A 10,668-nucleotide genomic window follows, 5' to 3' on the forward strand; every position below is an offset into this window, starting at 1 on the left:
TCCCTATCTCCCTATCTCCCTATCTCCCTATCTCCCTATCTCCCTATCTCCCTATCTCCCTATCTCCCTATCTCCCTATCTCCCTATCTCCCTATCTCCCTATCTCCCTATCTCCCTATCTCCCTATTCCCTGTTCCCTGTTCCCTGTTCCCTGTTCCCTAAAATCCAGAAATTGTGTACCTCATAGCTATGATAATTTCTATAAGTTTTTACGAATAGCCATTCTGTTATCTATCCACAGGTGCGACCCGTGGCGAATTTAATTCTTAATGGGTCAAGCGCACCTTAAGATTTTCGTAACTGCTTTGCTCCTGATTGTTACTGTACTTCTTAAGTATGCAAACCGCCGTAAATTAACTTAACTTAATTTTTATTAAAGAAAAAGGTACCCTTAAGGGTACTATGAAATCTAGATTCAATTCGAGATTATATAAATGTGTTGGTCATCTATCAAACACGGTGTGCCACACCGGAACAGGATTAGATATCTAAACACTGGCGGAGATTTGACCTCTACTGTGGTTGGTGTAAACCTGTCATAGCAAGTCGAATCCGTGAGCCAAGAATCCCCGTTTTTTGAGAGCGGGGAGTATCAAAGTACGATTGCCGTACTGTATTTAGCGTGTCAATCATATGACAGGAGTGCAAGTTAAATGTTTTCTCTAGGTTCAACAACTCAAGTCGGGGACTTTCGAGTCGATACTGATTACTTAGTTACCGATGTAAATGGCGATGGTCAGTCTGATCTAGTCGAGCTTTGGAATGATACAGATAGTTTCTTTGCTGCTACTTGGATTAGTAATGGTCAGGGTGGATTTAACTTCGGCGGTAATACCAGAGTAGGGGACTTTCGAGTCGATACTAATTACTTAGTCACCGATGTAAATGGCGATGGTGAGTCTGATCTAGTCGAGCTTTGGAATGATACAGATAGTTTCTTTGCTGCGACTTGGATTAGTGATGGTCAGGGTGATTTTGACTTCGGCGGTAATACCAGAGTAGGGGACTTTCGAGTCGATACTAATTACTTAGTCACCGATGTAAATGGCGATGGTCAGTCTGATCTAGTCGAGCTTTGGAATGATACAGATAGTTTCTTTGCTGCGACTTGGATTAGTGATGGTCTGGGTGGATTTAGCCTCGGCAGTAATACACAAGTAGGGGACTTTCGAGTCGATACTGATTACTTAGTTACCGATGTAAATGGTGATGCTCAGTCTGATCTAGTTGAACTTTGGAATAATACAGATAACTTCTTTGCTACTACTTGGTTAAGCATTGCTTAACCATTAACGTAGTAAGCTAACCTAGGGTGGGCAGTGGTTGAGAGAGATTAGATTAGCAAGCCAATGAAATTACTAGACACTGCCCACCTAAAAACTAAATACTTAAAAAACAAACGATAAAACTAAATACTACTCCCTACTCCCTACTCCCTACTCCCTACTCCCTACTCCCTACTCCCTACTCCCTATTCCCTACCCTGATGCTATAATACTAAAAAGCCAAAGGAGTAAAAGAGGCGACAGCGATGACTAAATTAGAAATTGGTCAAGAAAACGTACCGCCGGATGAAGAAGAAGCTACTCGTGAAATTGCTCAAATCAGTGAACGACTTATTGACAAACATCCTCCTGTAAAACGGGGAGAACATCCCAAAGCTCATGGTTGTGTTAGAGGAGAATTTATCATTGACCCTAACCTCCCTAACGATGACAAGATTAGAGTAGGTATTTTTAAAGAACCAGGAAAGCGTTTCCCCGCTTGTATTCGCTTCTCAAATTTCAGTGAGCAGAAGGATACCAAAGGTGATGCCCATGGTATGGCGGTTAAACTGATGGGTGTACCAGGGTAAAAAGTCTTGGAGGATGAAAAATATGAAGAAACCCAAGACTTTTTGCTAATAGACCACCCGCTTTTCGTAGTTCGCAATCCCAAAGACTACATTGAGTTTTTTGCAGAAATTGAACGTTCCGGAAGCCGGAATCCCATAAAGTTTTTCATAAATGGACTTAATCCATTTAAATGGCGCTGGCGTGAGATCCAGATCGGACTAGGGATTCGGTTGTCTAAGATTCGCAGTCCATTAGAATCTCAATATTGGAGTACAACTCCATACAAATATGGGTCAGGAGCGATTAAATTCTCCCTGAAGCCTTCTCCTGATAATATCTCAACTAGTTCTAAGTCGATTCCTAAAACAGAAAACTATCTTCGCGACGCAATCCGAGAACATCTCAACAATAAAGAAGCTTGCTTTGATTTCTTAATTCAGTTTCAGACCGATGCTGATAAGATGCCAATTGAAGACCCCACCATCGATTGGAAATCACCCTATCAAAAAGTAGCTACTCTCAAGATTCCTGCTCAGACCTTTGAATCCCCTGAGCAAATAAAATTTTGTGAGAATTTGTCCTATACACCATGGCATTCTCTACCAGAGCATAGACCTTTAGGGGGAATTAACCGTCCTCGCAAGCAGGTTTACGAGTTAATTTCTCGGCTACGAAACCGACTGAATAATGTCCCCCATAAAGAACCGACAACAGAATAATTTTTATCGATTTTTCCCCTAGACGTCTTGCCGAAGTAGGGAGTCGGGAGTCGGGAGTCCCTACTCCCTATTCCCTATTCCCTACTCCCTACTCCCTACTCCCTATTCCCTCGATCTGGGTGACCAAACCATGTCCATTGGCGATCGCTAGGCATATTGTCTTCTATTGTTTGTACAACGTCTCCCATGGTGCCGTCTTTGGCAACCCAACCGCCATCGATATCTGGGAAATCGAGCCGACAGTTCTCGCACTTTTTGTCATTGTAAAAGCGGATCGGACACCAGAAAGATTCGACATTCCTCAACATTTCAGCACCAAGGGAATACACCCCAGTCATCCAGTCACAGTAAAGGCACCAAATTAGATCATGACCAACTAAGCCTTCAAACTTCTGGCGACTGACATTGACCCATTCACTGTGCTTGTAACTTGGGAAGCCGAGTAACCAGATTAGGAATGGATACAAGGCTATTTCAGCAAGGCGAATCAAAAAAAACACTGGCACACTGACAGCTGTCACCCATAATGCCAAGTGGTTTCGCCACCAGCCAAACCGCTGATTGAGGTAGCTAACAATTCTCGGTCCTTTTACTGCCTCAGAATGGACTAATTCATGAGCAACAATCCACAACTGTAGCGCTAATATTTGACCCACTAGGGCAGCCAAAACCCCCACCCAGCCTAAAAGTAGTCCACTGATCACCCAAGGAATCCACACTATCACTGATAAGATCACGTCCAGCCCAGGGGCTTGTATAAAAAACTCAGAGATAGTCTTGCCTAGCTTACCGAGCTGAGGCATTACGGTTAACACGGAGATCAACCCAATTCCCAGAGAAAAAACTGCTGCAAAGGTTAGAGCAAATGGAATCATAGTTTAGATGCACTATTTAGATGCACTATAGTAGTTTTGAACAGGTCTGGCATTGGACAATTTAACCACAATTAACCATAAATTGCATGGCGGTGATACTTGGCATAAAAAAGTATCCACCCCCCTTGACCGTTACAAATCGAGGTAGGTTATTAATTCGTTTACGAATCAGTGAACGCTGAATGGTCATATGACCAGAACCGTCATTATCTCCGATGATCGGGTCTTTGTTATCATATAAACTGTTAAATCGAGGATTGTTACACCAAGTTTCCTGAAGAAACTCAAATTGACGCCTAATATTAGCATTAATACTGAAGAAATGCAGTCCCCGGGGCTTGCCATCATCCTCGATATCCACAGGCAACTGACCGTTTTCGATATCATCGATGGGGAATAGAGGTTCTCCGTAAATAGCCCCCCGTCGAATAATCCGATGCCGATTGGATAGTTTAAAGGAATCCTCTGGGGTGGCATCTAGAAAGGAATCTCTGGGGTTGCTACGACGGATGTGAGCACCGATGGGGCAACGATAACCCTCCTTATCTTCTGGTAAGTACTTGAACTGATTCTTGTCCTGAATCTCTGGGTTATCCTGGTCTGGGGCAAGCACTAGGGGGGTACCACTGGGCCAACGTCCTACTAATTTAGCTGCAAGCAAGCTCATGGTTGGAGCATGGGGACAACCCTCGCCATCATGTCCTTGTTGGGCAATATATTGCCAAAAGCCAGCTACATCCTGGGCTAGCTTCCGGTATACCAGGTAAGTTCCATGACGTCCGAAATCTTTGAACTCTGACAGCTCTGTACCTGGAAAACTGGGCAAGATGTTATCACTATCCTGGTCTACTGGCACAGATGGGGTAGCAGGCAAGAAATCGTATTGATTTGGATAGCCCAGGATAAACTCTCCAGTCTTAACCACATCTTGATTAGGGTTTTGGTTGTTTCGATTCCCCTCAATGATCGGCTGGGAAATACTGTCGTTAAAACCGAAATGCTCCTTATTACTAGGAGCTCTAAACCCAGGCTCTTCTGCCACAACCACTAGACTATCGTCTTGATCTTGAAGCAATTGGTTGCGCCGCTGGGCGAGGCTTTCGGGGTCTAATCCTTTATGGATCAACAGCATATGAATCTCTTCATTATTTGAGCCACCGACATCCCATTTATCTGGAGCGCTTTCTTCCGTATCTCCTAATATACGAGAACGTTTTGAAGTAGCTATCCCTTCTATTAATTCCCTGGAAAATGTTTCGAGAGTGTGCTGTGGTAGGTTAAGAGCCTGCAATCCTTTGTGGGTAAAGGCAATATTCAAGGTATATTCAGGTTTTTCCGTGGTTCCATCTGGTCGTTTTGGCCACAATTTAGCTGTGGTGATTTCCGGGAGAATAGTCTTTAACCATGCCTGAGCTTGTTTAGGGTTCTTGATTTGAACAAATAAATATAAGGCATAGCGTAGATGCCCATAACCACTCAATATCATTCCCTGAATATCTTCCCGTGCTTCTGGCGTTAATTCTGACATGGTCACTTCCCTCGTTTCTGGGTTTAGAGTTACAGAGTTATCTCTGAGTTATCGCTGCATCCAGCTGACGATTAATTATTCTATTCAGTAGCTCTTTCAACAAACTGTTATAAACAAACCGTTAGAGCAGTTTTAACCATTCCTCAATCGCAGCTCGATTAAAATTTGTCCCGATCATTTTGCTAATTTGTTGGTCTCTCAAACTAGTTTGGACAGTTTGCTCAGGATAGGCACTGTAGTAGAATAGGGATGGGGTTTGGTAATCTCGGAAATATTGTTTGAACGCCCCAATATCCTGAGCGCCTCCCTCTGGATAAGTCATTGTATTGTTCCAAATGGAGTTTAATCCGTCGCTGGCTCGATCAACAAAATCATTCAGATAATTATCCCAGGAACCATCGTAATTACTTAAAAATAGTAAACGTTTACCTTCATCAATAATCAGCCAACGGGCAAAATGAATTGTAGTGATATTAACTAGGGATGCTGGTGGAAATAGATATTGTCCAGCCCAATTAACTAGAAATAATACTATCTTCAGACGCTTGATTCGCTCAGGCTTAATGTCTACAAGGTGATTCATTGAGTTCTGGACAAAACGATCTTCTGCGTTGGCCAGAAGCTGACTTTGAGCGAGATCAGCTTTCACACTAGTATATTGTCCAATTTCACTTCTATTTTCCGGTTTGCCCAGTATGCTAGCCAGAAAATTTATTATAACCAACAGGATTTCGCGAATTAGGTTCAAGGGATATTGAACCATATCTACCAATCCTCTCAAGATCTTTAATCCATTCAATCCCACAACTTCCCACCAAGTATTAGTTTGAGAAACCTGGGCAACTTTATCTAAAAATGGCTTGACTCCTGAACAATCTAGGTAGTTAGCTACATCCTTGAGATTTAATAAATTTTCAATATGTTTCCGAATTGCAATGTAGTTCTTGAGGCTTTCGACTGTTTCATTACGAAAGGCGATGTAGAAAGCTTCGGGCTGATAGGAGTGTTGGTTAATAAACTCAGAGAATTGTGGCTTGCCGGTATAGCCTTGGCATTTTTCCCATAGGCTATCCATTCCTGGTGATATCTGAATTATTTCATTTAGGTAGCTATCTAATTCACCATCATAATTGCTGGAAAAGAGCAAGCGCGGTCCATTATCAGGATCATTGAGGATGGCAAAACGCGCCAAGTGGGTGTTACGGCTCTCAGGAAAGCGAACATAGGGATTATTTGCTGGATCCGAGTCAATGGCTTCGAGAATTGATTTTAGAGCTGGCTCTTCTCCAGGCTTGATCTTGACAATAACAGTCAGGGGGTTTGGGGACATTTTGCCCTCCATTTAAAGAATGATTAATTAATAATGGGGTTTGGTCGAAACTAAGTTTATGGTTTAGCTTACGGTTTAGCGATCGCGTTTAACCCTATCTAGCTTTAGACTAGATAGCATTTACGAGTTGATGTCACTGTAACTTGATTACAATCATCATTAATTATACCCTATTTAGTTTATCAAAATTAGTTTTAACTGTCAAAATATAAACATTGTTTACATTACTCTCCTCTGATCGCTGCCCTCTCCTTGCTAGGGTTCCATTTTCTACATATTTCTTAATATTTTCAGCTAATTGTTTCTGCTATACTCAGTAAAGTTAGGGTAAAATGCAATGCTCTCAAAGAGCCGCTACGCGATTCTCTAAAGAGCCGCTACGCGAACGCATGTTTCACTATCAAACCAGTGAATCGACTCGGGTGGTATTGCCAGGGTAACCTCTTCTGTTTCCCAAGTTAAATTATTCGGTAATAAGGCTCGGATGCTGAGAGAGTCTGACCCCTTAACTCGAACACTAATTAAATTATGCATCCCTAGATTTTCCACCAGGTAGATTCGACCCTCAATCCTATATTTATCCTCTGGTTGAGCTAGGGCGACATCTTCTGGACGGATACCTAGAACAATCTGTGGCGGAACTTGAGGCAAATTTGGCAAAGAAATTTTGACCTGACCCAAGAGGGCATAATTCCCCTGACAGTGAAGTGTCAGTAAATTCATTTGGGGAGAACCCACAAAACTAGCCACAAACTGATTTGCTGGCTGGTTGTAAATGCCCTGGGGTGTATCTAGCTGTTGCAGCTTACCCTCAGATAACACCGCAATCTTAGTTGAGAGGGTCATCGCTTCCGTTTGGTCATGAGTCACATAAACCACCGGTGCCTTTTGAGCAACAAATAGCTGCTTCAAATCTGCCCTAACTTGCTCTCGCAGCAAAGCATCCAAGTTACTCAGAGGTTCGTCCAACAAAAACACAGCCGGTTGGCGCACCAATGCCCTGCCCAGAGCAACCCGCTGCCGCTGACCACCAGATAGCTGACTAGGCTTACGCTCCATCAAATTTTCCAGTCCCAATTTACCAGCTACTTCCTGCACCAGGCTCTGAATTTGGTCAGAAGGGACTTTATGGAGTTTCAGACTAGCTGCCATATTGTCATATACGGTCATATGAGGATAGAGAGCATAGCTTTGGAAAACCATAGCGATATTGCGATCGCCTGGTCTGACATGAGTAACATCCCGTCCATTGATAATTACTTTGCCATGGGTGGGTTGCTCTAATCCAGCAATGAGTCGCAGCATCGTAGATTTACCACATCCCGATGGCCCAAGTAGGGTCAGAAATTCTCCTTCATCCACCTCTAAGCTAATGTCTTTAACTGGGATGACGTTACCCTTGTTAGTCTTGTAGATTTTATTAATATTATGTAGCTGTAGTTTAGGCATACTATCTGGAGGTTTGGAGGTTATTTGGTTGAAGGTTGTTCGCGTAGCGTGGCCAATAGGCCAAGGTTGGGAGGTTGAAGGTTTGGAGGTTGAAGGTTGTTCGCGTAGCGTGGCCAATAGGCCAAGGTTGGGAGGTTGGGAGGTTGGGAGGTTGGGAGGTTTGGAGGTTGAAGGTTGAAGGTTGTTCGCGTAGCGTGGCCAATAGGCCAAGGTTGGGAGGTTGGGAGGTTGGGAGGTTGGGAGGTTGGGAGGTTGGGAGGTTTGGAGGTTGAAGGTTAGCTGGTTGATGGTTGATGGTTTTGGAAGTGTGTGGGGAAAAGTGCGATCGCATTACTTCCCCAATACGGCACTGCCTCCCCAAGACCGCGCTAGATGGCTTTTGCAATTAGGCAAAATTCGCGGGAAAATTCTACTCTCCTTCCATCTACCCATCAATGTTTACAATTCAGATGCAAATAGAAACGATCTTAGGGGAGTCAAGTTTCAAAACTGTCAATCAATACGATAATCTCCTTCGTCCTCGCGGAGTCGGTTTTGATCAGGGTAGGTTTTCAGATATGCCATGAAGCCTGTAATTTGTCGGCTGCACTTCTGGCATAGATCAAATAGTTGTGTAAACTGAGATTGATGAATGTAACCAGCATCAAGAGCAACATAGGCTTGGGAACGTAGTTCACCCGCAGAGCCTCTAGCTCGACCTAAAAACTCAATAAAAAGACGTTGTGTCCGACTCTCAAAGCCCTCAGCAATATTTGACATAATCGAAACCGCTGCACGACGCATCTGCTTGCACAAATCAAAATCACGGGAAAACTCTCCCTCCTTTGACAGTGCGTAAACCAACCTTGTTAACTCCCGTGCTGTCTGCCATCCCTCAATTTCTTCAAATCGTTTTATAGTTCCCATACTCTTCCAAACTCAAAAGATTCAATCTTAAAAAATTCAATCTTAAAACCTTCCCTACAAAGAATGCCAAGGGCGAACAACCTCCAACCCTCCAAACCTCCAAACCTCCAACCCTTCAACCTTCAACCTTCAACCAAACAACCCTCCAACCAAACAACCCTCCAACCTCCAACCTCCAACCTCCAACCTCCAACCTTCAACCTTCAACCTTCAACCAAACAACCCTCCAACCCTCCAACCTCCAACCTCCAACCCTCCAACCTCCAACCTTCAACCTTCAACCTTCAACCTTCAACCTTCAACCCTCCAAACCTTGGCCTATTGGCCACGCTACGCGAACAACCTTCAACCCTCCAAACCTTCAACCCCAAAGAGTTAACCCTTAACTGCTCCCGATGTTAAACCTTGGACAATTTTACCTTGGAAAAACATTACTAATACCACTAGGGGAAATGTTCCTATAACTGTCATAGCAGCAATCGCACCGTAGGGAATCTCTTTCCCTATAGAACCACTTAACTGAGCGGCAGCAACGGGAAGGGTTTTCATGGATTCTTGGCTAATGAAAGTGAGGGCTAAAATAAATTCATTCCAAGCAAAAATAAAGGTAAGTATTCCTGTTGTTACTAAAGCGGGAACGGTTAGGGGTAACAAAATTTGGATTAGCATTTGCCAGGTGCTATAGCCATCAACTTTAGCAGCATCTTCTAGCTCTCGCGGTAGCTGTTGAAAAAAACTTCGCATCACTAATAGGGTGAGAGGAAGGTTGATAGCTGTATAGGAAACAATGAGGCTTAAATAATTATTTCCTAGTTGAAGAATCTGGATAATTTCCAGGAGTCCTAGGAATATCAAAATAAAGGGAAATAAGGTAATAATTATAATCCCGGCAAGGATGATTTTTTCTCCCCTTAGGGTTAACCTTGCTAAGGCATAAGCAGCGGGAGTTCCTATCCCTAAACACAATAGTGTAGAAGCAATTGATACAAAGGCGCTGTTGAAAATATAGTGGACTAGGGGGCGCAGGGTAAATAAGTTTATATAGTGGTCAAGGGTATACCGTGTGGGGAAGTAAATATTGGGAAGGGAAGAGATATCTTGGTTGACTTTGATGGAAGTGAGGAATTGCCAAAGGAGTGGTGCTAGGCAGAAAATGACCAATAAGATGATTCCTAGGGGGAGGATGATTGGTTTGATAATGTTAATTTGTTTTGTTTTGGGTTGAGGGGATGATGAGTTAGGAATAGTAGTCATTACTTCCGTAAGGTTAGCGCTATAATTACCACGGTGGTTACCAGTATCAAAAAGGTTACTACCACAAGGGCAGCACCATAACCAAAGTCTAGATAATCCATAACAGTGGTATAGATGTAGAGAGATACAACTTCTGTCGCTCCTCCGGGACCACCTCCAGTCATCACTTTGATCAGGTCGAAGACTCCGAATGCTTGGGCAAAGCGGAACAGTAGGGAAATTAGGATTTGGGGCGTCAATAGCGGTAGAGTAATTTGCTTGAAACTTTGCCAGGGTGTAGCACCGTCTAGGGCATGGGCTTCGTATAGGTCTTGGGGAATAGACTGCAAGCCAGCTAGGAGTAAGATGCTGATGAAGGGTGTAGTTTTCCAAACGTCTGCGGCAATCACTGCCATCATCGCTGTTGTAGGGTATCCTAGCCAGTTGATTCCGTCTTCAATAATACCTAGACGCAGTAAGATATCATTCCAAACCCCAAACTGGTCATTAAACATCCAAGCCCAGACTAGACCGATCAAAGCAGTTGGCAATGCCCAAGGCAGGATGGCGATGGTGCGCACAATACCCCGTCCTTTAAAGGTTTGATTCAAAATTAATGCGATCGCAATTCCTAGCACCAGTTCCAGAGCAACAGATACTGAAGTGAAAATCACAGTATTCCAGAGACTGTGCCAGAAGCGACCATCCCCCATCATTCGCCCATAATTATTCAGACCAGAAAAGACCGGTTGTAGCTGTGTCCCTAGGTTCTTAGTGAACAAACTTAACCAGA

Annotated in this window: 12 protein-coding genes; 4 read left to right on the forward strand and 8 right to left on the reverse strand. The window is 43.5% G+C overall.

The window, feature by feature from the left end; translation table 11 throughout:
* The first annotated feature begins 653 nt into the window (after window positions 1-653).
* The 3 genes from F6K51_RS33265 to F6K51_RS33275 all read left to right on the forward strand — a co-directional run bounded on the left by F6K51_RS33265 (window position 654) and on the right by F6K51_RS33275 (window position 2,554).
* Complete coding sequence (locus F6K51_RS33265; RefSeq protein WP_293029086.1) at window positions 654-1,286, forward strand: hypothetical protein; 633 nt, start codon at window positions 654-656, stop codon at window positions 1,284-1,286.
* Between the two features lie 245 nt (window positions 1,287-1,531).
* Window positions 1,532-1,855, forward strand: a complete 324-nt coding sequence (locus F6K51_RS33270; RefSeq protein ID WP_293029089.1) for a hypothetical protein — start codon at window positions 1,532-1,534, stop codon at window positions 1,853-1,855.
* Between the two features lie 6 nt (window positions 1,856-1,861).
* Window positions 1,862-2,554, forward strand: coding sequence for a hypothetical protein (locus F6K51_RS33275; RefSeq protein WP_293029093.1), 693 nt, complete (start codon window positions 1,862-1,864; stop codon window positions 2,552-2,554).
* Window positions 2,555-2,649: 95 nt separating this feature from the next.
* On the opposite strand, the gene F6K51_RS33280 is transcribed toward F6K51_RS33275, so the two are convergent.
* From F6K51_RS33280 to F6K51_RS33305, 6 genes are all read right to left on the reverse strand, one after another.
* On the reverse strand, window positions 2,650-3,429 hold the full coding sequence (locus F6K51_RS33280) for a hypothetical protein (protein ID WP_293029096.1): 780 nt from the start codon (window positions 3,427-3,429) through the stop codon (window positions 2,650-2,652).
* 61 nt (window positions 3,430-3,490) lie between these two features.
* Window positions 3,491-4,957 (reverse strand): hypothetical protein, encoded by a 1,467-nt coding sequence (locus tag F6K51_RS33285; RefSeq protein WP_293029099.1) that lies wholly within the window; start codon window positions 4,955-4,957, stop codon window positions 3,491-3,493.
* A gap of 121 nt (window positions 4,958-5,078) precedes the next feature.
* A complete protein-coding gene (locus tag F6K51_RS33290) occupies window positions 5,079-6,287 on the reverse strand; it encodes a hypothetical protein (RefSeq protein ID WP_293029103.1) in 1,209 nt (402 codons plus the stop codon).
* Window positions 6,288-6,653: 366 nt separating this feature from the next.
* A complete protein-coding gene (locus tag F6K51_RS33295) occupies window positions 6,654-7,736 on the reverse strand; it encodes an ABC transporter ATP-binding protein (RefSeq protein ID WP_293029125.1) in 1,083 nt (360 codons plus the stop codon).
* A gap of 1 nt (window position 7,737) precedes the next feature.
* Window positions 7,738-8,097 (reverse strand): hypothetical protein, encoded by a 360-nt coding sequence (locus tag F6K51_RS33300; RefSeq protein WP_293029107.1) that lies wholly within the window; start codon window positions 8,095-8,097, stop codon window positions 7,738-7,740.
* Window positions 8,098-8,228: 131 nt separating this feature from the next.
* Window positions 8,229-8,642: a four helix bundle protein gene (locus tag F6K51_RS33305; RefSeq protein WP_293029111.1), complete on the reverse strand. Its 414-nt coding sequence runs from the start codon at window positions 8,640-8,642 to the stop codon at window positions 8,229-8,231.
* 63 nt (window positions 8,643-8,705) lie between these two features.
* Here F6K51_RS33305 and F6K51_RS33310 point away from each other — a divergent pair, with 63 nt between their 5' ends.
* Window positions 8,706-9,044: a hypothetical protein gene (locus tag F6K51_RS33310; protein ID WP_293029114.1), complete on the forward strand. Its 339-nt coding sequence runs from the start codon at window positions 8,706-8,708 to the stop codon at window positions 9,042-9,044.
* Here F6K51_RS33310 and F6K51_RS33315 read toward each other — a convergent pair.
* Together F6K51_RS33315 and F6K51_RS33320 are read right to left on the reverse strand one after the other, a co-directional pair.
* Window positions 9,018-9,896 (reverse strand): carbohydrate ABC transporter permease, encoded by an 879-nt coding sequence (locus tag F6K51_RS33315; protein WP_293029118.1) that lies wholly within the window; start codon window positions 9,894-9,896, stop codon window positions 9,018-9,020. The genes F6K51_RS33310 and F6K51_RS33315 overlap by 27 nt on opposite strands.
* A partial coding sequence (locus tag F6K51_RS33320) for a sugar ABC transporter permease (protein ID WP_293029121.1) occupies window positions 9,896-10,668 on the reverse strand: 773 nt, incomplete at its 5' end. The genes F6K51_RS33320 and F6K51_RS33315, both read right to left, overlap by 1 nt.

Origin of the sequence: Moorena sp. SIO3I8, from assembly GCF_010692325.1 — a bacterium.
Classification (GTDB): Bacteria; Cyanobacteriota; Cyanobacteriia; order Cyanobacteriales; family Coleofasciculaceae; genus Moorena.

Bases quoted from the DNA above. Each gene is read 5' to 3' on its own strand.
- F6K51_RS33265 (WP_293029086.1), top strand. From the start codon at position 654: ATGTTTTCTCTAGGTTCAACAACTCAAGTCGGGGACTTTCGAGTCGAT.
- F6K51_RS33270 (WP_293029089.1), top strand. From the start codon at position 1,532: ATGACTAAATTAGAAATTGGTCAAGAAAACGTACCGCCGGATGAAGAA.
- F6K51_RS33280 (WP_293029096.1), bottom strand. From the start codon at position 3,429: ATGATTCCATTTGCTCTAACCTTTGCAGCAGTTTTTTCTCTGGGAATT.
- F6K51_RS33285 (WP_293029099.1), bottom strand. From the start codon at position 4,957: ATGTCAGAATTAACGCCAGAAGCACGGGAAGATATTCAGGGAATGATA.
- F6K51_RS33290 (WP_293029103.1), bottom strand. From the start codon at position 6,287: ATGTCCCCAAACCCCCTGACTGTTATTGTCAAGATCAAGCCTGGAGAA.
- F6K51_RS33295 (WP_293029125.1), bottom strand. From the start codon at position 7,736: ATGCCTAAACTACAGCTACATAATATTAATAAAATCTACAAGACTAAC.
- F6K51_RS33305 (WP_293029111.1), bottom strand. From the start codon at position 8,642: ATGGGAACTATAAAACGATTTGAAGAAATTGAGGGATGGCAGACAGCA.
- F6K51_RS33310 (WP_293029114.1), top strand. From the start codon at position 8,706: ATGCCAAGGGCGAACAACCTCCAACCCTCCAAACCTCCAAACCTCCAA.
- F6K51_RS33315 (WP_293029118.1), bottom strand. From the start codon at position 9,896: ATGACTACTATTCCTAACTCATCATCCCCTCAACCCAAAACAAAACAA.